The 23009-nt window shown below is 63.7% G+C and carries 20 protein-coding genes and 1 pseudogene; 15 read left to right on the forward strand and 6 right to left on the reverse strand.

The window, feature by feature from the left end; translation table 11 throughout:
• Positions 1-89: 89 nt before the first annotated feature.
• Together ASC91_RS03755 and ASC91_RS03760 are read right to left on the reverse strand one after the other, a co-directional pair.
• Entirely contained in the window at positions 90-587 is a 498-nt protein-coding gene (locus ASC91_RS03755; RefSeq protein WP_056192284.1) for a hypothetical protein, read from the reverse strand.
• Positions 584-1810, reverse strand: coding sequence for an ATP/GTP-binding protein (locus ASC91_RS03760; RefSeq protein WP_056192287.1), 1227 nt, complete (start codon positions 1808-1810; stop codon positions 584-586). The genes ASC91_RS03755 and ASC91_RS03760 overlap by 4 nt, the downstream gene beginning before the upstream one ends.
• A 364-nt stretch (positions 1811-2174) precedes the next feature.
• On the opposite strand from ASC91_RS03760, the gene ASC91_RS03765 reads away from it, so the two are divergent.
• The 7 genes from ASC91_RS03765 to ASC91_RS03795 all read left to right on the forward strand — a co-directional run bounded on the left by ASC91_RS03765 (position 2175) and on the right by ASC91_RS03795 (position 8210).
• Entirely contained in the window at positions 2175-3125 is a 951-nt protein-coding gene (locus ASC91_RS03765) for a CBASS oligonucleotide cyclase (protein ID WP_056192290.1), read from the forward strand.
• Positions 3122-3616, forward strand: a complete 495-nt coding sequence (locus tag ASC91_RS03770) for a hypothetical protein (RefSeq protein WP_056192293.1) — start codon at positions 3122-3124, stop codon at positions 3614-3616. The genes ASC91_RS03765 and ASC91_RS03770 overlap by 4 nt, the downstream gene beginning before the upstream one ends.
• Positions 3613-4509: an ATP-binding protein gene (locus ASC91_RS03775; RefSeq protein WP_056192296.1), complete on the forward strand. Its 897-nt coding sequence runs from the start codon at positions 3613-3615 to the stop codon at positions 4507-4509. The genes ASC91_RS03770 and ASC91_RS03775 overlap by 4 nt, the downstream gene beginning before the upstream one ends.
• Positions 4509-5672 carry a hypothetical protein gene (locus ASC91_RS03780; protein ID WP_056192298.1) on the forward strand — a complete coding sequence of 388 codons (1164 nt, stop codon included), beginning with the start codon at positions 4509-4511 and terminating at the stop codon, positions 5670-5672. The genes ASC91_RS03775 and ASC91_RS03780 overlap by 1 nt, the downstream gene beginning before the upstream one ends.
• Positions 5669-6229, forward strand: a complete 561-nt coding sequence (locus ASC91_RS03785; protein ID WP_056192300.1) for a 3'-5' exonuclease — start codon at positions 5669-5671, stop codon at positions 6227-6229. Before ASC91_RS03780 ends, ASC91_RS03785 begins: the two co-directional genes overlap by 4 nt.
• 253 nt (positions 6230-6482) lie before the next feature.
• Positions 6483-6617, forward strand: coding sequence for a hypothetical protein (locus ASC91_RS30605; RefSeq protein WP_268795228.1), 135 nt, complete (start codon positions 6483-6485; stop codon positions 6615-6617).
• A 771-nt stretch (positions 6618-7388) separates the two neighbouring features.
• The gene (locus ASC91_RS03795; RefSeq protein ID WP_157281101.1) at positions 7389-8210 is read left to right on the forward strand and encodes a hypothetical protein; all 822 of its coding nucleotides are present in this window, start codon (positions 7389-7391) and stop codon (positions 8208-8210) included.
• An 8-nt stretch (positions 8211-8218) separates the two neighbouring features.
• On the opposite strand, the gene ASC91_RS03800 is transcribed toward ASC91_RS03795, so the two are convergent.
• The 3 genes from ASC91_RS03800 to ASC91_RS03810 all read right to left on the reverse strand — a co-directional run bounded on the left by ASC91_RS03800 (position 8219) and on the right by ASC91_RS03810 (position 9783).
• Positions 8219-8434, reverse strand: coding sequence for a hypothetical protein (locus ASC91_RS03800; protein WP_056192309.1), 216 nt, complete (start codon positions 8432-8434; stop codon positions 8219-8221).
• Between the two features lie 11 nt (positions 8435-8445).
• Complete coding sequence (locus ASC91_RS03805) at positions 8446-9207, reverse strand: S1/P1 nuclease (RefSeq protein WP_056192312.1); 762 nt, start codon at positions 9205-9207, stop codon at positions 8446-8448.
• A gap of 222 nt (positions 9208-9429) precedes the next feature.
• Complete coding sequence (locus ASC91_RS03810) at positions 9430-9783, reverse strand: H-NS family nucleoid-associated regulatory protein (RefSeq protein ID WP_056192315.1); 354 nt, start codon at positions 9781-9783, stop codon at positions 9430-9432.
• Positions 9784-10464: 681 nt separating this feature from the next.
• On the opposite strand from ASC91_RS03810, the gene ASC91_RS29210 reads away from it, so the two are divergent.
• Complete coding sequence (locus tag ASC91_RS29210; protein ID WP_157281103.1) at positions 10465-11601, forward strand: hypothetical protein; 1137 nt, start codon at positions 10465-10467, stop codon at positions 11599-11601.
• A 611-nt stretch (positions 11602-12212) separates the two neighbouring features.
• On the opposite strand, the pseudogene ASC91_RS03815 reads toward ASC91_RS29210, so the two are convergent.
• Positions 12213-13166: pseudogene (locus ASC91_RS03815) on the reverse strand (YifB family Mg chelatase-like AAA ATPase); the annotation flags it as partial.
• A gap of 326 nt (positions 13167-13492) precedes the next feature.
• Between ASC91_RS03815 and ASC91_RS03820 the strand changes: the two are divergent.
• The 7 genes from ASC91_RS03820 to ASC91_RS03850 all read left to right on the forward strand — a co-directional run bounded on the left by ASC91_RS03820 (position 13493) and on the right by ASC91_RS03850 (position 22946).
• On the forward strand, positions 13493-14230 hold the full coding sequence (locus ASC91_RS03820; RefSeq protein ID WP_056192317.1) for a TorF family putative porin: 738 nt from the start codon (positions 13493-13495) through the stop codon (positions 14228-14230).
• Positions 14231-14245: 15 nt separating this feature from the next.
• The gene (gene glnK / locus ASC91_RS03825; RefSeq protein ID WP_056192325.1) at positions 14246-14584 is read left to right on the forward strand and encodes a P-II family nitrogen regulator; all 339 of its coding nucleotides are present in this window, start codon (positions 14246-14248) and stop codon (positions 14582-14584) included.
• Positions 14585-14619: 35 nt separating this feature from the next.
• A complete protein-coding gene (amt, locus tag ASC91_RS03830; protein ID WP_056192328.1) occupies positions 14620-16134 on the forward strand; it encodes an ammonium transporter in 1515 nt (504 codons plus the stop codon).
• A gap of 88 nt (positions 16135-16222) precedes the next feature.
• Entirely contained in the window at positions 16223-17368 is a 1146-nt protein-coding gene (locus ASC91_RS03835; protein ID WP_082532392.1) for a GGDEF domain-containing protein, read from the forward strand.
• A gap of 208 nt (positions 17369-17576) precedes the next feature.
• Positions 17577-18842, forward strand: a complete 1266-nt coding sequence (gene gshA, locus ASC91_RS03840; RefSeq protein WP_056192333.1) for a glutamate--cysteine ligase — start codon at positions 17577-17579, stop codon at positions 18840-18842.
• A 70-nt stretch (positions 18843-18912) separates the two neighbouring features.
• On the forward strand, positions 18913-20913 hold the full coding sequence (locus ASC91_RS03845) for a M13 family metallopeptidase (protein WP_056192336.1): 2001 nt from the start codon (positions 18913-18915) through the stop codon (positions 20911-20913).
• Positions 20914-21062: 149 nt separating this feature from the next.
• On the forward strand, positions 21063-22946 hold the full coding sequence (locus ASC91_RS03850; protein WP_056192339.1) for a potassium transporter Kup: 1884 nt from the start codon (positions 21063-21065) through the stop codon (positions 22944-22946).
• Positions 22947-23009: the final 63 nt, after the last annotated feature.

Below are 23009 nucleotides of genomic sequence, written 5' to 3' on the forward strand. Positions count from 1 at the left end.
GCGTTCAACGCCGGCTTCCGTACAGCCCGTTGACCGATAGAACGAGGGTGGCGGGAAGACTCTCAGCCGTTCAAATGTGTCGCCTGCGTCTAGGCTCCAAGGAGCCTGAGCAATTCATCCAGCTGCTTGCAACTCGCCCGAGTAGCGTTCAGCAGCTTCTGCGGGAAGTGAAGCGCATACACGGCGGGATCATGCGCCGGGCCGCCGAAACGGTGCGCAAACGCGCTCTTGTGACCGGCGCAATCGCGCTCGGTGTCGTCTCCGTGTAGACGCAGCAGCACCGCTTCGAGGCAGGGGTCGCATCGAACGGCAACGATCCTCCTCTTCTGGGCCGCCGTAGTGGCGCCGCCCTCTGAATCCAATGTCGCGTCGAACAATGCGACAAGGACCTGATGTGGAAGCCGTCGAGCGATCCGCCCCGCTTCGGCGACGACGTCTACTGCACGCCCACCTCGCGCATTGCCGACGGTCAAACTCTTGCCCGCAGCCTTTGACGTATAGAGCCCCTTCAGATGCTTGAGGAAGGCCTCTTCCGCGTACCCGCTCCCGACGATAAGCACCGTCTCGCGGACGGCACGAACCGTCATGGCTCGCGCCGCCTTGCCTCCACGCCAACACGAGGTATCGCGCCGTACGCACCGGACAGGTACTTCGCCGAGAAGTTGTCATCGCTACGGACCCCCTGCATGGTGTCAAGCCGCCAGGCGCGACTCTCGCATTCGTCCTTCTCCACCAGGTAAATCTGCGCTTTGTGAAGCAGGTTCAGGACCTCCGCCGAATGGCACGAAAGGATGATCTGCGCGCCATGCGGGTTCGTGTTTGGGTTGTCGAACAGCGACAGGATGGGCTCGATCATCAACGGATGCAGGTCGTTCTCGAATTCGTCAATGAGGGCGATGCCTCCATTGGCTAGGGCGGGGAGCAACTCGGACAACAAGACGAAAGCTGCTTGGGTCCCCGTCGACTCCTGAAAGAACGGGACCTCATGCGTCTCGCCATTTCGAGACGTGTGAATACCCCAGGGATACCAGACCTTGCTCTCCGCATCTGGAGGAGCACCGACCTTCGGCTTCACGTCGATCTCGCGGAGCTTGATGTCCTTGAGCCCCATGTCCCAGGAACTGAGCAGATCCTTCATTTGCTCCTTCAACTCGGCGTCCTGGGCAAAGAAGTCGGCAGCTCCGAACAGCGCATTGTGGTCAAGGCTATGCCGCCCCGACGAATCGACGTTGGTACACAACGTCTGCTCAGTCAGATGCTTAGCCACCTCAATGCCGTACTGGGCAGCGGTTGCAATCAGGCTGGCGTTCGGCCTAACTTTGGACGCCTCGGTTGGGTTGAAGCCGAAGTCCTGCTGCTTGATGACGTAGGTGCGCGTTGCCTCATCCCAGTCGCGCACGAAGACGTAGCTGAAGCGCTCCTTCTTTCGGTACAGCGCCTCGTGCAACACCTGCTTGGCCGTCATGCGGACCACGTAGCGCCAAACGACGCCATCGCTGTCCTCGCCTTCAGCCTCGAACTCCGACGGCACATCCTTCTTCCCAAAGTGCGCGAACACTGGAATCGGCTGCTCTGGTTTGAGGCCCGTGAAGGAGCCCCGAACAAACCAGATAAGGAACGCTAGCGGCTTCAGCAGCGACGTCTTGCCGGCACCGTTGGCGCCAAGTGCGGCGATGGCAGTGCTGATACGCAAGCCAGAGGGTGCGGTCTGCACCCAACCCCGTGCACTGGCTTTCTCAGTCAAGCGGAGCGACACCTCGGTGCGCTCAAGGAAGCTCTGCACGTTGGTGAAGGCATAGAAGTGGAGCATGTGGTCAGTCGTGTATTAATCGGTCTTTGGACGGGGGCAATCAGCGTGCCATCCGATCCTATCCACAGATTTTTGTTGAAACCTTTCAGAGTCACCCGAATCGGGGGCATTTTTCGCGGCGACCACGGGGACGATGGCTGGAACTGCCTGCCGCCTCCACAAACAGAACAGAAAGGCGCCAACAAATTGCGTTTTCAACGGCGTTTTGTTGCAAATCGCACTTATGCTACATTTCATGCGCGGCGACAGGATGAAAAGCGCGGATTTCCAGGTCCAGCTCGATAGATCCCCTGGCGGCCGATGTCAGCAGGAACCAGAACCCGCTGAGGCTGGCCCGACCAGCGCTTGGCCGAAGGAGAACCACATGTCACTGAGCAACACCGAGATCCGTTACTACGACAGCACCGTGCTGCGTCTGCCCGCAGACAAGCGCAAGGAATACCACGCCCAGGTGGACCGGCTGATCAGCGCCCTTACCAGCCGCCTGCACGAGCAGAGCGACGTCAAGGTCACCAAGGTAGTGAAGGCCGGCTCCTTCGCCAAGTTCACCATCCTGCGCAAGACCTCGGAGGACCCCGTCGACGTTGACGTCGTCTTCTACATCTCCGGCCGCAACGTCGACAAGGAAACCCTGGGCACGCTGACGCAGCTGATCTACGACACGCTGCTGAAGCTGTACCCCGGCAAGTCCGTCGAGAACTTCGAAATCCAGCGCAAGGCCGCGACGGTCCAGTTCGTCGGCTCAGGCCTCAGCGTGGACATCGTGCCGGTCATCGAGGACGCGGCGCGCCCGGGCTACGGGTGGCAGTTCGACATCCACGACGGCACCAAGATGCAGACCTGCGCGCCCTGCCAGATCAAGTTCGTGCGGGACCGCAAAGAGAAGGACAGCGACTTCCGCACCCTGGTGCGTTTGGCCAAAAAGTGGCGAAACCGCATCGAGCTCACGCAGCTGAAGTCCTTCACCATCGAGCTGATCATGGCGCACGTCCTGGCCAAGAAGGGCACCGAGGGCTCTATCGAGAAGCGCTTCAGGGACTTCCTGCTGTACATCGCGCAGTCAGGCCTGAAGGAGGTGATTTCCTTCCCGGAGAACGGCCTGGTGTTCACCCAGTTCAACGATCCGGTTGTGATCCTGGACCCTGTCTGCAACAGCAACAACGTCGCAAGCCGCATCACCGAGGACGAGCGCAAGGAAATCGTCGCCGCGGCCTTGGAAGCTTGGGAAACGGCCGTTTTCGCGTCCGAGGAGGACGACATCGAGGTCTGGAAAGAACTGTTCGGTCCGCGCTTTAAGGTCAAGGAGGAAGCATGAGCTCCACGTCAACCACCACTGAGACCTACTCGGTCGCCGACATCGAAATCGTCATGCGTCGCGTGACGGCTGACCTGGTCATGATCGCGTCCAGCACGGGGGCGATTACCGAGCAGAAGGCTCGCGACTGGGGCCACGACATCGAGTTGCTGGCAAAGAACGGCTACCTGAAGAAGGTCGACCTCACGCTGCTGAGCTTTGGCGTGGAGCAGAAGGCTACTTGTTTCGAGGTCAACGTTGCTTCTGGCGAGCTGACCATGAGCCGGCCGGGGGGCGTGATGTGGCCGCAGGTGCCGAATCCCGTCTTGCGCATCACGATCTCCCACACGTCGGCGTATGACGCCGCTGCGCAGGCCAAGTTGGCACCCAAGCTCAACATCAACTGGGTGGAGTCCACGGCGGACACCAGCCACCGCACCCTGGCCGCCAGTGCCAACCGCGACTACGCCAGCAACGGCTATGGCATGCAGCGCAAGGATTTCAGCCTGTGACCCAACCCACCATCTTTGACGCTAAGACGCCCCTGCCCGACACCGCGTTGTCGGGCCGCGAGAAGACGCTGCTCGGATTTGCCGACCGCTATCGCAAGATCCACGACCAGCTGCAGCTGCTGCTCCACCTGGGTGACCTGGAAGCGTGGAGCAAGAACCTCTACAAGAAGAAGGTGCCACTGTGCGACCTGGTGGCCGAGCAGTACCCCCTGGTCATTTTCCACGGCGATGTGGGCACGGGCAAGACCGCGATGGCTGAGTGCATCGCCAACCGCCTTGCCAAGGAGTCCCGCACGGAGGACGCCCAGCTTTTCAAGCTGAGCAATCGCGTGCGCGGCAGCGGCAAGGTGGGCGAGATGGGCACGCTATTGAACCAGGCTTTCCACGAGGTCGTGCAGGCCGCCGGGAAGTCGCGCCGGGCATTCCTCATCATCGACGAGGGCGACTCGCTGGCCGCATCGCGCAATCAGGAACACAGCCACCACGAGGACAAGGTCGCGGTCAACACGTTGATCCAAGGTGTCGATGACCTGCGCCGCTTCGGTGGCCGCATCGTCGTTTTCCTCTGCACCAACCGCCTGTCCGTGCTGGACGCAGCATTGCAGCGCCGTGCCGCCATCGTCGAAGAGTTCACTCGGCCTGATGATGCCCAGCGCCAGGCGCTGTTGACGATGGACCTGGACGGCATCGGGCTGACGGACCGGCAAATCAAGGAGTTGGTGGAGGCGACCGGGCCCCGCGACAAGCGGCCGGGCTGGACGTTCTCCGACATCCGCACCCGCCTCTATCCCGCCGCCCTGGCCCAGGCATTCCCCAGCCGCGAGTTGAAGTTCAAGGACCTGCTCGACGTCGCGACGGCGCTGAAGCCCTCGCCGGTGATGGAGGACAAGTGATGCCGCGATCACCACTTTTTGGTCGTCGCATCCACCTCACGGGCAGCATTTCGGCCGACCCCGCAATTGCAACGCCGGCCGAGGTCGAGCGCGCCCGCGCGTTCGTGAAGCAACTGGTGCAGGAACTGTTGGCCAAGGGCGCCAACTTCATCATCCCCGTCGACGACGAGAAGCTGCGGGCGGACGGTCAGCCGATTTGCTTCGACTGGCTCGTCTGGGAGACAGTCCACGCCAACTTGGCGCGGCGCCCGGTGGATGCCCCCGGACCGCTGGCCATCGCGGTCAAGCACCACAAGAACGAAGGCCAAATTCCCGAGGCCTTCCGCCCGGTCTGGAACGCGATGCGGACATCGCCGCACGTTGAAATCCGCAGCGCCGCGCACTGGAACATGGCCAGCAAGCGCATGGAGATGCAGGCGCACCACGGCGACATCTTGATCGCCGTCGGCGGTGGCGAAGGAGTCTGCTTCTTGGCCAACCTGTACCACCAGGCCGGCAAGCCGGTCGTGCCGTTGAACTTCAATTTGGGCCCGGCGACCACCGGCGCATCGCGGCTTTTCGACTTTGGCATGTCCGGCAACAACGCCCGGCGCCTGTTCCAAACTGAGGGCAGCACCACACCCGAGAGCTGGCTCAACCGCATCGAGATGTACACCGGCAAGACCGCTGCCGACGGCCTGCGAGACGTGATGGGCCTGCTCGAGGAGCTGGTGCCACCCAAGGCGTTCGTCGTGCGCCTGCTGAACCCTGCCCACCCCGACTACAGCGACGTTCAGAACTACTTCGACACCGTCGTCCAGCCGGTGATGGAGGACGAACTCGGTTACCGGCTCGTCGTGGTCGACGGCAACCAGGCGTACGAACACGCGCGCATCGACGAGGAAATCTTCAAGAAGCTGCACCACAGCAGCGTGGTTCTGGCCGACATCACCGGCGTGCGACCGAACTGCTTCATTGAGCTGGGCTACGCCTTGGGGCGCTGCCTGCCCACTATGCTGTTGGCCAAGCAGGGCACTGAACATCCCTTCGACATCGTGTCGCTTTCCGGCCTCCACTGGAAGACCACGGGAAACGCCGCCGAGCGCCGAGAGGCCTTCCGCACCCACTGGAACGCCATCAAGAACCGGCCACCGCTCGTGGCCGCCGACCCGCTGATTCCATGACCAACAAGACCGAGATCTTTCTGTCCATCGACGTGGAAACCTCGGGTCCGATCCCGGGTGAGTACAGCATGCTCACCCTCGGCGCATGCAACGTCGATTACCCCAATCAGACCTTTTCGTGCGAGTTCAAACCCATTTCCGACAAGGCGGATGCCAAGGCCATGGAGGTGACTGGCCTGTCGTTGGAAAGGTTGGCGGTCGATGGCACAGAGCCTGGCGTGGCTATGACGCGGTTCCGGGATTGGGTGCAGAAGGTCGCTGGCGACCACGGCACGCCAGTCTTTGTGGGGCTCAACGCGCCCTTCGATTGGTCCTTCGTCAACTACTACTTCCACCGCTACTTGCAGGCCAACCCTTTCGGTTTCGCGGCGCTCGACATCAAGGCGCTGTACATGGGCGCGACAGGCTGCTGCTGGGGCGACACCCGTTCGAGCCGCATGGCGGCACATCTTCAGCCGAAGTCGAAAGGCGACCACCAGGCGCTGCACGACGCGCTATATCAAGCCGAGTTGTTCAACCTAGTTCGACAGCTTGCGTCTCGGCGCGACGGGCATTGAGGTTGAGCCGCTTTACCAGCCTAAATATCAGCACCGGGACGGGGCGGCGGTAAAATCGCCACTTTCGACGCAACCCCAATTTTGGAGGCATACGGTTGTCAATGAGGCGATGAAGGGCCAGGGTCACAGCATCACTTGCCGCGCAAGCGGTGCCCAACCCGCACAGGCTGCCAAGCCTGCCCAGAAGTCTGTCCATATCCGCGACACCCATTCACGAAGCATCAACACTCACAACGCCAAGAAGGAGGCTCCCATGGTCAATTCCATCAACCTGAAAGCCCGCGTGGATGCCTGCATCCGCGCACCCATCCGCGCTGTGACCCTGTCCGCATGCATCGCCGTCGCGGCAGCCGGCGGGTTCAATGGACCCCAACCGTATGCCCCTTGAGAGGCTGTAGTCGAACCACCGGGGGGGCCGCATGTCGGCCCCCTTCTTCTTTCAGAGTGCCGAAGACGGACAGCGTAGGCGAGGCCCGCAGGTCACACGCAAAGCGGGGCACATGTGTGCATGTGCCTTTGCCGCGACCAGTCGCCGCGCGGCTCCTCTCGCGAAGCGCGCGGGAACGAAACACCAGGTGCGCAGCATTGCGCGGCTCATCCCCATCCCACTCTCGTAAGTAGAGTGTGCCCGCATGGCGAGGTGCCAGGAGTCCTTTAGCGAGCTTGAGCTCACCTCGCGTCGGCGCAGTCTATCCGCAGCTGCTTGCTGCGCGGAATGTGGGCACCCAGGAAGGCGGCGGGGCACATCACTTCGAGGACCTGCCTGCTCATGAGTTGCGACGCCGAGAGTTCGCTGCCGCCTGACTACGGCCGACGCCATGTGCGTGTCTTCTAACCCCGCAGTTGCCGTGCGTCTTCCTGACGACGCGGCGTTGGGCTCGCTGGCTTGCGCCGGCCAGCCCCTTTTTGCATGGGCCATCATCAGCCGCGCGTCCTTCATAAGCGCCCTGGTCCTACATCGAGCCTGCGGCCATCACCCTAGAGTCAGTTCCGGGCGTAGACCCTCTGTGAACTCCCGCCTGAAGCACAGCGGCGTATCTCGCGGCTGGAGAAGGCTTCAGCCCAGTGCGCTGTTCGTCACAGGCGATCCGCACAGGCTCTGCGCCCCCTTTCCCCGGCATGTGGGCTGATGTACAGCTCGCATCGCTCTGGAGAAAACATGACGCCGTTCGACGCCACCGCTGCCTGCGAAACGCTTATCCAGGAGCGTGAGCTGCAGAACGACTCCAGCGGTCGAGAGCACAGTGAGAACGTCATCGCACGTCGACTGTTGGCGTGCCGGGATCAACTGGCCGATGCGTACACAGAGCTGTACTTTTGCTTCCGATCGGACGCGCATCTGCGGACCTTCTTCGGTCTGGTGATGAGTTCCGCTGCGCAGTGGGGCGATGGGCAAGAGCCTGAGTTCGTGGCGCAACGCGCGGAACTCACTGAGGTCAATCGACGCATCGCAGAAGCCGCCGAGTCGCTGGCCGACCTGCTGGATCGCCGAGAGGCCTTCCGAGACAAGCCCGGTGATTTCGCTGACAACACGTTCTTCAACGTTGCGGAGCTGGTCTCTGCTGCCGCGCATGACCGAGACCTGTACCAGTATCACCTCGAAGAAAGCCTCTCCGCCCTGCGCTTGCGCTACGACTGGAAGTATTGGCCCTCGCTGGGAGAGGTGGTGCGGACCCTGGCTACTGATGCAGAAGCTGCCCAGGGGCCGAAAGAAGTAGGCGTCGAGCTGGATGAGCCGGTCTTCGCACGAAGCTCCATAGAGCGCTTCTTTGACATCCTCTTTCGCTCGCTAAGCCTGGCCATGAGCACGCCGGCCGCACTGCCGGACAGCTTCAACGTGTCTGATGCGACGCTGGCGGCCATCGCCAACAGCGCGTTGGGTCTTGCGCCTGATGATCGACTTCGTGCGACGGAGATAAGGGACCTTCGGCCGGATCACTGGAGACTGGATGGTCTGCGGTTCGAAGACACTGGCCCTTGATGCGTGATCTACAGACGGCCTTCCAAGCGTCGGCGCAGCCCGTCCCGATACAGCAGCGCGCCGATGCCGATCAGAACCGTCTCGTCGTCTTCGGTCAGGTGGTCCGCCGCCAGGCCCATCCATGCGGCCAAACGCGTGATCGCGTCATCGAGTGTGGATCTGTCACCTTGCACGTCCAGCAGTCCGGCAACGGCTTCGAAGCGAGCGATGACGGGATGGCCCATGTCGAACTTCCTCAATCAAAGACCGAGTTCAGCGTGCGCGCGAGTCTTCGGCCTGCCCTAACGATCTGCTGCTTCACGGTCGCAACACCGACAGCGTCGTAGGCCTCGTCAGCCGCAAACGACTGTCGCTTCATCTTGCAGGCAAAGCCCTCGAACTGATAGGCCGTTTGTCTGGCCAACTCGTTCGACTCGACCGCCCAATCGGCCGCCGAATCCGAGTCCGTCGACGGAAGCTTTGCGGCCGATGCTGACCAGGTGGCCGCGGCGTCTCGTTCCGACTGATCACGCAGCGCCGCTTTGACCAAGCTGGAGTCCCAATACGTGTGCAGCTTGCAAGCGCTGGGCCGTGTGGCGCCGAACTCCACGCACATCCGGTTGGTAACCGAGGCTCCGTTGCCACCATAGTCGCCGTTGTCGGCGGCATGAAGCGGCTGGTGAACGTCGCCAGTCAGGTGCACCAAAACGCGGAGCGCCGTCAATGCTTCATCGGACGAGCCTGTTCGAAGGACGTCGCGAGCCCATTCGATGCGACCTGTCGCGCAGTTGCCGTTCTTGCACGACGGAAGCAAGTCGCCGCAAGCCTTCATGGTGATGAAATGCCACCGCTGCATACGTCGGCCCTCCGGGGTGTCACGGACCTCATCCATCCAGTTGGCGACGGACGCGATTGAATCTGCCTTCATGATCCGCCGGACCTCGATGCGCGCCTTGGGCGAAAGCTCGGCATCGGCCACATAGCCAACGAGGCGGTGCCCCTCAGCGCCCCAAGCCAAGCACGTGCTGCTCCAGGCAAGTCCAGCAGTGAACACGAATGAGCACCGGGAAAACCTCATCAACGCATGGTCTCACGCCCGCCCGTCTCGACAGAAAAGCCTTCGTGGCGCCGTGAACGCCCTTGCAGAAGACTGGCGAAAGCACTGGAAAGTCGAAGCCGATCGACTCCCTCGTTAGTGAGCCCAGGCTTCAAGCGCGCGCCGCAGTCGGCCAGAAGGGCGTTAGCTCTTGATCCGAAACTCTTCCCGAGCCCGACCTTGAGTTTCGTATGTCTTCAACCATTTGGCAGGAAGACCGCGGCCGCTCCAAGTGTTCTCGGGATTGGCGGGATCACGGTACAGCGGTGCCGTGGCGCTGGTGGAGCGCTTCTTCGTGCGTGCTGCGGGCGTGTCGTACTCCTCCAACTCGTCAATGGCTTCGCGAACCGTAAAGCCGGCTGCCTGAATCTTCTTGGCGAACCCGTCCGCCATAACCTTCAACTCTTCGCCGCGCTTTGCCGCAATTTGTCGATCCAGCTCTTTTCTAAGGGCGATGAGTTCAATGTAGGAAAGCGTCGAAACGTCGGGTGCGGTCATCAGTCTGCTCTGGAAAGGCAAGCCGCTCTTGGCCTGCAGGGCAAGTGTATGGCGACCTGCCGCACGTATAAGCGCGAACGAGGCCAACTAAAGCCAGTTGCTTGCCGAAGACGGCATCCCGCTGGTCGATGAGCTTAGGTCGATGCTGCGGGCTTCCTACGGGCGCGTTACGGTAATTATCGTAATTACTGTGCAGTTGCCTGTCCATGGGCTTGGTCACCCTAAGGCATCCGCATCTACGTCAGGGGTGGATGGGTGCATATTCCGACGCGACTTGAGCATCAGGTCTAGCGCTCTTCTGAGCGCGGAATCTGGCGCTTGATGAGCACCTATATCTGGAGGCGTCGCGCAAGCAACAGTCCAGCGACTTGACCACTCGGTCGAGCGCCGAGCGTGAAGAACTGGCCGCTTCAGGCTGATCTTGGTCGTTCGCAAGCTGCCGGCGAAGAACTAGGTCTGCCGCCCTAGTGGCGAAGAGCTACCCAGTTGTTGTCGATGGGTCGGTTGCCGCTAGCGAGGTGGCGAGACGGATACAGACCGAAGACTGCTTGGCAGCTCTACGTCGCACAATGCGATGTCCAATATTGTTCGATGGTCCATCACGCTCGGTCGCCGAGTCGGCATCGTGGCACGAACCTTCGAGCTAGCAAAAAATTCTGACCGACCTCATGGAGAGTTGAATTGATTGTTTCGCCATCTACACCTCGGGCGGTTGTTGAGTGGTTTCATATTCAACAACGAAGCCACATTGCGCTCTGCGTTTTGCTAGCACCTTCGCAAGAAGACATTGCCAAGCAGACCTCGCTCGTGAACTCTGTTCTAGAAGCTGACAGCGTTCTAGGAGATGAAATCGCAATGTTGTTCTGCAGCTCGTATGGATCACCGGACGGCACCGCAGATTTTGGAGTAGCGACATCCAAAGAGTCAGCTTCAGGCATTCCAAAACATTCAGAGGGAAAAAGGATTGTCTACCCCTTGCGAGAATTATGGTCTGGTGCGGGCGACCAAGCGAGAATCGCGCAGCAACTATCGCATGGAACTGCTGCTTTCGTGCCCGAGTTTATTTCTCTATTTCGTGTTGGCTCATCAGAATTGCCTGCGCTGTGCGTGGTCATCCGCGGCATCGATGAATGTCTTGTAGTGCCATTAGGCAAAGCCTGGACACCAACGGAAATGATGGCGATTTTTGGGCAACTTCGCCATGCAATCGATAGTCTGCCAGACTTTCTTGCAGAGTATCGGTCTCTCGCGAACGAAGTTCCCTTCAAGCTTCCTATCGTCAAAGATGCGCTAGGTGAAATTACAGCGAAAAAGCGAGAAGTCGGAACACTTATTGACGCGCTTTTTGAACGATATGGGGCCAACGATCAAGATCGCGACCTAGGCGCTGATTTTTTGGCATCAAAGCAGTTGAAGCCCGAAGATCTAGAGCATCTCATTAGTTCAGTAAGCTTTTCCAGCCAAGAGAGATTCTTGAAGGACGGGCAGCTTGCAAAACTGAGAAAGTACGTATTGAGGTTCGCCGAGGTTAGAGCAAGTCTCTCGTTAGAGCTGGAGGCACGTGCGTTCGTCGTGTCTATTGAGGATAGAGCGAAGGCCATCGTCAAACGCCGTGAAAAACTATATGAAGAGCTGCAGCAGATTCGGAATGCGAGAATTTTCATAAGAACGAATCATTCCGCTAGACCGATTTCGCGCATCCGGAATGTTTTAGACGGGATTTCAACTGTGCAGGAGTACGAGCTAAAAATCAGAACGGCATATGAATGGGCAACAAAACTTGTCGCGTCAGCAACTGGATTCTTTAGAATGCCGTAGTAAAAATACCATGCACAGCGCTTCGATATCGGCTTCGGAACCCTTGAAAGCATGAAGTGGTTGCCACATTTTTCTGGTGCCAAGGGCCCCGCAGCAATAGGAGTGGTATAGCCCCGGGGTCAGAGGTGCGCCAATGGTGGGCTCTCTCTATCGGCGGCAACGTGACTGAACGCTTGAGCCGACTGCGGACTGACATCGCGCTCACGGCAGGCCGCAATCGCTGCTGAGGCGCCGCTCGTGCGGGGCCGCGGCCGGTGCTCATGAGGACTGGATCTCGTGCGCATCCTCATGAGCTGGATGTTCACGCCCACTGGAACACCCAGATGGGCGCGGATTTGCTCCGGCATGGAGCTCTGACGCATCGGCGCTGGGCACTCTTAGGCAGGGAACTGGTTCGCAGGCAAAAAGACAAACTTGGCCCGTATCGCGGTCACCCTGGCGACCGCTCGTTCAAGTTCCACAGCCGCATGCGTACCGATCTGCGCCGGTCACAGCAGTGACTGACGCATGTCCAAATCTGCGCCTACTTGCGGCGAGGCGTGGCGACGAACTTCCGGCCAAGGTCGTCTACGAAGCTGTGGGTAACTTTCGCGCCCCCCCCGCCCCCCCCCGAGTGCAGGACGGACAAATGCTGAACACCTAAGCAAAAATTCATCCAGGAAGAGCACACCGTGCTGGGCCAGCGAGATTTCGCCCGGCCGGGGCGGTGAGCCGCCGCCCACCAGCGCCACGCTCGACGCCGAGTGGTGGGGCGAGCGCAGCGGGCGCAGCCCCCAGCGCGCGATGTCGAACTGGCCGGCCAGGCTGAGCACGGCGGCGGATTCCAGCGCAGCCTCGTCATCCAGCGCCGGCAGCAGCGCGGACAGGCGTTGCGCCAGCATGGACTTGCCGGTGCCGGGCGGGCCCACCATCAGCAGGCTGTGGCCGCCGGCCGCGGCGATCTCCAGCGCCCGCTTGGGGCCGGCCTGGCCCTTGATGTCGGCGAGATCGGGCAGGCCGCGTGCGGCCTCGCGGGTCAGGGCGATGGCGCGCGGCAGGGCTTCGCCGTCGGGCTGCAGGGCCGCCACCACGTCAAGAAGGTGGCGGGCCTGCCGCACCACCAGGCCGTCGACGAGAGCTGCCTCGGCGGCGCTGGCCTCGGGCAGCAGCAGTTCTCGCTCGCCACCATCCTGGCGCAGCGCCAGGGCCATGGCCAGGGCGCCGCGCACTGCGCGCACCTCGCCGGCCAGCGACAGTTCGCCCGCACACTCGAAACGCGCGAGCCTGGCGGCATCGATCTGGCCGTTCGCGGCGAGCAGGCCCAGTGCCATCGGCAAATCGAAGCGACCCCCCTCCTTGGGCAGGTCGGCCGGGGCCAGGTTCACCGTGATGCGCTTGTTCGCTGGGAATGACAGCCCGCTGTTCTGCAGCGCCGCGCGCACGCGCTCGCGGGCTTCCTTGACCTCGGTGTCTGCGAGCCCGACGACCGTGAACGACGGCAGGCCGTTGGCCAGATGGACTTCCACGGTGACCGGCGCGGCGGCGAGGCCATCGAGAGCGCGGCTGTAGACGGTGGCGAGACTCATTGAAGGTCGGCTGGCGGGGGTAGTTGACGCTGGCGGCTGCATTGATCGTGCCGGGGGCGGACGATCCCGGCATCAGTGCGGCTCCTGAGCCGGCGGGCCAGTCTAGCCGCCGGTCCGTCGCAGATCGGCCCGGTGCTTCTCCCAGGAATGCACCGTATAAGTGCCATCCAAACCGCACGAAGATCCAATTTGGTGCAAATGCCTGACTTGGGGGCGCGACCCGCCCAGATTCGTGCGGGGTGACAAGGTGTGACGCTTGGCACGGAAGCTGCAAATACCCCGCCGGATCGAAACCCCCCCACTTTTTTACTCAGGAGCTCCCCGCCATGAAGTTGTCCCCTTCGCTGCTCGTTCTGGCACTGGCCGCGGCCGCTCTGCCTGCGTTTGCCGATGAGCCGGCGCCAGCGCCGGACCCGTTGTCGTTCAACGTCGGCGTCGTCAGCGAATACCGCTACCGCGGCATTTCCCAGTCGCGCCTGAAGCCGGCCCTGCAAGGCGGCCTGGACTACGCCGCGCCGAGCGGTTTCTACGTGGGCGCCTGGGCGTCGACGATCAAGTGGATCAAGGACGCGGGCGGCGACGGCCAGGTCGAGGTCGACCTGTACGGTGGCTACAAGACCGAAGTCGCCACGGGCCTGACGCTGGACGTCGGCGTGCTGCAGTACTACTACCCCAGCAACAAGCTGTCCACCAGCGCCAACACCTTCGAAATCTACGGCGCACTCAGCTACGGCCCCGTGACGGCGAAGTACTCCAACACCAACGGCACCAACCTGTTCGGCGTGCCGGGCACCAAGTACAGCGGCTACTTCGACGTGTCGGCCAATTTCGACCTGGGCGATGGCATGACGCTGACGCCGCACATCGGCCATCAGACGATGCGCCACGTGCCCGCCGGCTCCTACTCCGACTACTCGCTGACGCTGGCCAAGGACTTCTCCGGCCTGGTGCTGAGCGGCGCCGTGATCGGTACCGATGCCGACAAGAGCTTCTACGCCAGTCCCGCCAACGGCAAGTTCATGGGCAAGACCATGCTGGTTGTCGGCCTGAAGAAGACCTTCTGATTACTGGAGAGCGACATGAAATTGATCACCGCAGTCATCAAGCCCTTCAAGCTCGACGAGGTGCGTGAGGCCCTGAGCGCCATCGGCGTGCAGGGGCTGACGGTCACCGAAGTCAAGGGCTTCGGGCGCCAGAAGGGCCACACCGAGCTGTACCGCGGCGCCGAATACGTCGTCGACTTCCTGCCCAAGGTCAAGATCGAGGCCGCCGTGAACGACGACGTCGTCGAGCGCGTCATCGAGGCCATCGAGTCCTCCGCCCGCACCGGCAAGATCGGTGACGGCAAGATTTTCGTGTCGCCGCTGGATCAGGTCGTACGCATCCGCACCGGCGAAACCGGCAACGACGCGCTCTGAAGCGCGTCCATAACAACCGTTTGGAGATCACTCAAATGAAGAAACTCCTCGCCGGCCTTGCGCTTGCCGCCGGCCTGCTGGCGCCGGCCGCCTGGGCCCAGGAAGCTGCTTCGGCGCCTGCCGCCGCCGTGGCGGCCACGGCTGCTCCCGCAGCTTCCGCGGCCGATGCTGCCGCCTCCGCGCCGGCTGATGCAGCCTCTGCCCCGGCCGCTGCCGTGCCCAACAAGGGCGACACCGCCTGGATGCTGCTGTCCACGCTGCTCGTCATCATGATGACGGTGCCTGGCCTGGCCCTCTTCTACGGCGGCCTGGTGCGCAGCAAGAACATGCTGTCGGTGCTGATGCAGGTCATGGTCGGCTTCTCGCTGATCGTCGTGCTGTGGGTGCTGTACGGCTACAGCTTCGCGTTCACCGAGGGCAATGCCTTCATCGGTGGCACGGATCGCCTGTTCATGAAGGGCATCTGGGACAACGTCGCAGGCACCTTCGCCACCGGCGGCACCTTCAGCAAGGGTGTGCCGATGTACGAGATGGTGTTCGCCGCCTTCCAGGCCACCTTCGCCGGCATCACCGCCTGCCTGATCATTGGCGCCTTCGCCGAGCGCATCAAGTTCTCGGCAGCCCTGGCCTTCCTGACGTTGTGGTTCACGTTCAGCTACCTGCCGATCGCCCATATGGTCTGGTTCTGGATGGGCCCGGACGCCTACTCCGCCAAGGAAGTCGCCGATGCGATGAACGCCAAGGCCGGCTATATCTGGCAGATGGGTGCACTGGACTTCGCCGGCGGCACGGTGGTGCACATCAACGCCGCCGTTGCGGGCCTGGTGGGTGCCTTCATGATCGGCAAGCGTGTCGGCTACGGCAAGGAGCAGTTCACGCCGCACAGCCTGACGCTGACCATGGTCGGTGCCTCGCTGCTGTGGGTGGGCTGGTTCGGCTTCAACGCCGGCTCGGCGCTGGAAGCCAACGGCTTCGCGGCTCTGGCCTTCATCAACACCTTCGCTGCCACGGCTGCTGCCGTGCTGGCCTGGTGCGTGGGTGAAGCGCTGCTCAAGGGCAAGGCCTCCATGCTGGGTGCTGCCTCGGGTGCCGTTGCCGGCCTCGTGGCCATCACGCCGGCTGCCGGCAACGTCGGTATCGGTGGCGGCCTCGTCATCGGCATCGTCGCCGGCTTCGCCTGCCTGTGGGGTGTGTCGGGCCTGAAGAAGCTGCTGGGTGCGGACGACTCGCTGGACGTGTTCGGCGTGCACGGTGTCGGCGGTATCGTCGGCGCGCTGCTGACCGGTGTGTTCGCCTCGCCCAACCTGGGTGGCCCCAGCGCCATGGGTGACTGGGTCACGGCGACCATGATCACGCCGGCCGACTTCTCGATCGGCGCGCAGTTCTGGATCCAGGCCAAGGCCGTCGGCATCACCATCGTCTGGTCGGGCATCGTCTCGCTGATCGCCTACAAGCTGGTCGATATGACCATCGGCCTGCGCGTCACCGAAGAGGAAGAGCGCGAAGGTCTGGACATCTCGTCGCACGGCGAGACGGCCTACCACAAGTGATCCTGGGGACCGGCGCCAAGCCGGCCCCTCTTTCACGCCAGGCCGCCCCTCGGGGCGGCTTTTTCTTGGCCCCTGCGGACCCGCCGTTATGCTGGCCCGTATGGATGTCATCACCCTCCTCGGGGCGGTGCTGGTCAACGCGCTGTTGATGAGCCTGGCGCTGGCCGTCGGCGTTGGGCTGCGCACCCGCAGCGGCTTGCAGGCCTGGCAGTTCATGCTCCTCGGCCAGGCATTCGGCTTCGGCCTGTTGATTGGCGCCACCTTTGGCGCACCGCGCCTGCTGGCGACGCTCGGGGTCATGGCGCTGAGCGGGTCGGCCTCGGCCACGGTGATCACGGCCTGTCGTTTCCTGGGGTTGAGGGCCTCACGGCGCTGGCTGCTGGGTGCGCCGCTGGGGCTGGGCGTCGTGCATGCCCTGGTCTTCAGCGACCTCGGCGTCGCCACCGGCCTGACCAACCTGACCATCGGCGCCCAGATCATCTGGGCCAGCGTGCTGCTGCTGCGCGGCGCGGGCGGCATGCGCTGGCGCTGGCTGTGCGGCGGTGCCGCGCTGGCCAACGGCGCGATGACGCTGGCCCGCGGCTGCCTGGCGCTGGGCTGGCCCGAGATCTATCCGCGCTTTCTCACGCCCAATCCGCTCAACATCGGCTCGATGATGCTGCTCAACGCCAGCCTCGTGCTCGGCACCATGGGCTTTTTGCTGGCTCATCGTGACGCGGCCGAGCAGGCCCTGGTGCGGCTGGCCTCGCTGGACACGTTGACCGGCCTGCTGAACCGCCGGGAATGGATGAACCGCGCCGGCCGGGCGCTGGGGATCGGCGCCACGAGGGAGGCGGCTCCCGTGCTGATGATGCTGGACCTGGATCATTTCAAGCGCGTCAACGACGAACGCGGCCACCCGGTCGGCGATGAGGTGCTCAAGCTGGCCGGCGAGGTGCTGCGCGGCGAACTGCGCGCCAGCGACCTGGTCGGCCGCTACGGCGGCGAGGAGTTCTGCCTGCTGCTGCAGCACTGCGAGCCCGAGGCCTTCGGCCGGTTGGACTCGCGCCTGCACATGGCACTGACGCGACGCTGTGAGGCGAGCCTGGGCTTCGTCGTCGACTTCAGTGCCGGCGCCGTGCGCGTCCAGCCCGGCGAGGCCCTGGCCGCTGCCATCAAGCGGGCCGACGATGAGCTCTACCGGGCCAAGCACGCCGGGCGCGGGCGCACCTCCTGCGCGGGCGGCGTCTTGTGATCCGTCCGGTCGCCCCCAGGTGGGTCGACCTGCAGAAGCTGCAAACGAACCCCGCACGCCCGCTCATCTCGCCGCAACGCCGCCACTCGGCGTTGCAAAACTTGCCGTAGCCCCCAGCTACGGCGGCGTTTTGCGCCTTGATTGGCGACGCTGCGGCGGTCTGCTCGGCCGCGCAGAGTCCATTCACAGCTTCTGAGATCATTCGGCCATGGTTCCCCATCTGATCACCGCCCTCAACGGCCCCATCAATGAGCTGGAGGCCCGCATCCTGGAATCCATGCCGGCCACGGAACGCTGGTTCAGGCTGGAATGGATGGAGCACACGCCGACCTTCTACGCCTCGGTGGACCTGCGCAATGCCGGCTTCAAGCTGGCGCCGGTCGACACCAACCTCTTCCCCGGCGGCTTCAACCACCTCACGGCGCAGATGCTGCCCCAGGCCGTGCAGGCCGCCATGGCGGCCATCGAGAAGATCTGCCCCGAGGCGCGCAACCTGCTGGTCATTCCCGAGACCGGTGCGCAGTGCAGCTTCTACCTGGACAACCTCGCCACGCTGGCCCGCATCTTCACGCAGGCCGGCCTGAACGTGCGCTTCGGCACGCTGGACACCAGCGTCACCGAGCCCACCGAGCTGCGCATGCAAAACGGCGAGACCCTGGTCGTCGAGCCCCTGGTGCGCAAGCGTGGCCGGCTGATGCTCAAGGGCTTCGACCCCTGCACCATCCTGCTCAACAACGACCTCTCGGCCGGCACGCCGCCGCAGCTGATGGGCTTGCATGAGCAATACCTGCTGCCGCCGCTGCATGCCGGCTGGACGGTGCGGCGCAAGAGCCAGCATTTCCGCGCCTATGAGGAAGTGGCCAAGCGCTTCGGCAAGCTGCTGGGCATGGACCCCTGGCTGATCACGCCCATGTCCAGCAGCGTCGACCTGCACGGCAAGAAGGGCCTGGAGGCGCTGCAGACGGCGGCCGACGCCCAGCTGACCAAGGTGCGCCGCAAGTACAAGGAATACGGCATCAACGAGAAGCCCTTCGTCATCATCAAGAGCGACGTGGGCAGCTATGGCAAGGGCGTCATGACCGTGCGCGACGCCAAGGACATCGAGGGCCTGGCTGCAGCGCTGCCCGAGAACCTGGGCCAGGAGGTCATCGTGCAAGAGGGCGTGCCCACGCACGAGCGCGTGCACGAGGCCGTGGCCGAACCGGTCGTTTACATGATGGATCGCTACGTCGTCGGCGGCTACTACCGCGTGCATGCCCACCGCGGCATCGACGAAAGCCTCAACGCGCCGGGCGCCAGCTATGTGCCGCTGGCCTTCGCCGACTCACCTCATCTGCCGCGCCCCGGCGAGAAGCCCGGCGCCAGCGCGCCCAACCGCTTCTACATGTACGGCGTCATCGGCAGGCTGGCCATGCTGGCGGCCAGCTATGAGCTGGAGGCGACCGATCCGCAGGCGGAAGCCGAAGCTGCCTGAACGGGCACAACTTTCGGCAGGGCGCGGCCTTTGATCTAGGCTGGCGGTTTCGCGCAAACCGCTGCCCCAGATGAAGATCTACCGCCTCGCCGCCCTCGTTCTGTCCCTTCAGTTGGCCGGCCTTGCCGGTGCCGCGCCGCATTCCGGCCTCGACCTCGCCGGCATCGACCGCACCGTGCGCCCGCAGGACGACCTGTTCCGCGCCGGCAACGGCCATTGGCTGTCCACCACCGAGATCCCGGCCGACAAGTCCTCCTTCGGCATGGTGGCCCAGTTGCGCGACCTGTCCGACCAGCGCGTGCGCACCCTCGTCGAGGGGCTGGCCCAGGCCAGGCCGGGCTCGGCCGAGCACAAGGTCGGCGCCTACTACGCCGGGTTCATGGACACCGCGGCCATCGACAAGGCCGGCATGGCGCCGATGAAGCCCATGCTGGACAGCATCGCCGCCCTCCAGACCCGCGAGCAGCTTGCCGCCTGGCTGGGGCGCCACAACGGCGTCAGCGACCAGCCGCTGACCATGGTCGTCGATGCCGACTTCAAGCAGCCCGGCATCAACCGCCTGGTGCTGAACCAGACCGGCCTGGCCCTGCCCGACCGCGACTACTACCTGAAGGACGACGCTCGCATGGCCGCCGCCCGCACGGCCTACCAGACCTATCTGCAGGTGCTGGCCGGCGCGGCCGGCCTGCCGGAAGGCGCCGCTGCACGCGCTTACGCCTTCGAGCAGCGTCTGGCCGAAGCCCAGTGGCCGGCCGAGGAAAACCGCGACCCGCAGAAGATCTACAACCCGATGACGCCGGCGGAACTGGCCGCCAAGGCGCCGGGCCTGGACTGGGCGGCCCTGCTGGCGGCCGCCGGCGTGCCGGCGCCCGACCGTGTCATCGTGGCCCAGCCCAGCTATGCCGCGGCCGCCGCCCAACTGATGGCCGAGGCGCCGCTGGAGGATGTGTGCGCCTATCTCGCCCTGCGCGCGCTGGATCTGGGCGCCGATGTGCTGCCCCAGCCGCTGCGGGAGGCCCGCTTCGCCTTCCGTGGCACCGCGCTCAGCGGTGCCAAGACCGAGCAGCCACGCTGGCAGCAGGCCGTGGCCGACCTGAACAACGCGCTGGGCGAGGCGGTCGGCGAGGCCTATGTGAAGCGCAACTTCCAGGCCGCCGACAAGGCCCGCATGCTCAAGCTGGTCAACAACCTGATGGCCGCCTATGGCGAGTCCATCGACGGCCTGGGCTGGATGACGCCCGCCACCAAGGCCAAGGCCAAGGACAAGCTCTCCAAATACCTGGTCAAGATCGGCTACCCCGATGTCTGGCGCAGTTATGCCGCGCTGGACGTGAAGGTGGGAGATCCGCTGGGCAACCGCCAGCGCGCCGCGCAGTTCGAATGGCAGCGCCAGGTGGCCAAGGCCGGTAAGCCGGTCGACAAGCGCGAATGGGGCATGACGCCCCAGACCGTCAACGCCTACTACAACCCGACCTTCAACGAGATCGTCTTCCCGGCCGCCGTGCTGCAGCCGCCGCTGTACAACACCCGCGCCGACGACGCGGTCAACTACGGCGCCATCGGGGCCGTCATCGGCCACGAGATCAGCCATGGCTTCGACGACGAGGGCAGCCAGTTCGACGGCGACGGGGCGCTGGCCAACTGGTGGACCGATGCCGACCGCCAGGCTTTCGAGAAGGTCGGCGAGCGCCTGGTGGCCCAATACGCCGCCTACGAGCCCATTGCGGGCAAGCATGTGAACGGCAAGCTGACGCTGGGCGAGAACATGGCCGACCTGTCCGGCCTGCAGATCGCCTACAAGGCCTATCTGCGCTCGCTGGGCGGCAAGCCGGCGCCGGTCATCGACGGCCTCACCGGCCCGCAGCGCTTCTTCATGGGCTGGTCGCAGGCCTGGCGCGAAAAGATGCGCGAGCCGCGCCGCCTGCAGCAACTGACGGCCGACCCGCACTCGCCGGCGGAATTCCGCGCCAATGGCGCCGCCGTCAACCACGATGGCTTCCACGAGGCCTTCAAGACCCAGGCCGGCGACAGGATGTTCAAGCCCGCGGAGGCGCGCATCCGCATCTGGTGAGAGGGTCGCCCGCGCTTACGCCTGCAGAGGGGCAGGCGTCAAGCCTCGGAACCATGGTTTTGCTGCGCTGCACAAAAACCCAAAACCGGGCGCAGAATCCCCTCTTTCGAACAACAAAAGCCACTGCTCAAGCCAGTGGCCTTCGCGAAGTGAGTTCTTCTCATGCGGCCCGCAGCCCCTCGGCGCTGGCGGGTCTGACCCTCGGGGCCCTCGGAGTGGTCTATGGCGACATCGGCACCAGCCCGCTGTATGCCCTCAAAGAAGTCTTCCATGGCGGTCATGTCAGCACGACGCCCGAGAACATCCTTGGCGTGCTGTCCCTGCTGTTCTGGACGCTGACCGTCGTCGTTTCGATCAAGTATGTGCTGCTGATCCTGCGCGCCGACAACAACGGTGAGGGCGGCCTCATCGCCATGCTGGCGCTGGCCACCAATGCCGTGAACGACAAGCCGCCGCTGCGCCGCACGCTGATGCTGGTCGGCCTGTTCGGCACGGCCATCTTCTTCGGCGACGCCGTCATCACGCCGGCCATGACGGTGCTGGGCGCCGTCGAGGGCATCGACGTCTATGAGCCGCATCTGCACGACGCCATCCTGCCGATCACGCTGATCGTCATGGTCGGCCTGTTCGCCGTGCAGCGCTTCGGCACCGGCGGCATCGGCAAGGCCTTCGGGCCCATCATGATGCTGTGGTTCCTGACACTGGTGGCGCTGGGCCTGCCGCACATCTTCGAGAACCCGCGTGTGCTGGCGGCCGTCAATCCCGTCTATGCGCTGCACTTCTGCCTCGAATACCGCTGGGTCGCCTTTGTCGCCCTGGGCGCCGTCGTGCTCGTCGTCACGGGCGGCGAGGCTCTGTATGCCGACCTGGGCCATTTCGGCAAGAAGCCCATCCGCATCGCCTGGTATGGCGTCGTCATGCCGGCCCTGGTGATCAACTATTTCGGCCAGGGCGCCATGCTGCTGGACAACCCCGAAGGCGTGAAGAACCCTTTCTTCCTGCTGGCGCCGGGCTGGGCCGAGATTCCCCTCTTCCTGCTTGCCACTGGCGCGGCCATCGTTGCGTCGCAGGCCCTGATCACGGCGGCCTTCTCGGTCACCAAGCAGGCCATCCAGCTCGGCATCCTGCCGCGGCTGCGCGTGCTGCACACCAGCGTGCGCGACATCGGCCAGATCTACGTGCCCTTCATCAACTGGGGCCTGTTCAGCCTGGTGATCCTGGCCGTCGTCTTCTTCGGCTCGTCCACCAAGCTGGCCGGGGCCTACGGCGTGGCCGTCACCATCGACATGACGATCACCACGGTGATGACCTTCTTCGTCATCCGCTACGGCTGGAAATACCCGCTGGCGCTGTGCATCGCGGCCACGGGCATCTTCTTCCTCATCGACGTCACCTTCCTCGCGTCCAACCTACTCAAGGTTGCCGCCGGCGGTTGGTTCCCGCTGTTGATCGGTATCGGCATGTTCACGCTGATGCTGACCTGGAAGCAGGGCCGCAAGCAGCTGTCCGACAAGCTGCGCGAGGACGCCATCGAGCTGGACACCTTCCTCGACGCCGTTTTCATCAACCCGCCCACACGTGTGGCCGGTACGGCCGTCTTCCTGTCGTCCGAGAAGGGCTCCACGCCCAACGCGCTGCTGCATAACCTCAAGCACAACAAGGTGCTGCACGAGCAGAACGTCTTCGTCACCGTCAAGCACCATGAGGTGCCCTGGGTCGGCTTCGAGAAGCGCTGCGAGGTTGAGGCCCTGGGGCACTGCTGCTGGCAGGTGGCCCTGCACTTCGGCTTCAAGAACGAGCCCGACGTGCCCGAGGCCCTGGCCCTGCTGAAGAAGCATGGCGTGCAGCTCGACGAGATGGAGACCAGCTACTTCCTGAGCCGCGACATCGTCATCCCGACCATCGGCTCGGGCATGGCGCTGTGGCGCGAGAAGCTGTTCGCCAGCATGCACCGCAACGCGGCCGCGGCGGCCGACTTCCTGCACCTGCCAACCAACCGCATCGTCGAGCTGGGCAGCAAGGTCGAGATATAGGCCCACCCCCTACGCGCTTCGCGCGCCCCCTCAAGGGGGCACTGCCAGTGGCCCGGCAGAGCC

The sequence above is a fragment of the Pelomonas sp. Root1237 genome (assembly GCF_001425055.1).
In the GTDB taxonomy this organism is placed as follows: domain Bacteria; phylum Pseudomonadota; class Gammaproteobacteria; order Burkholderiales; family Burkholderiaceae_C; genus Pelomonas.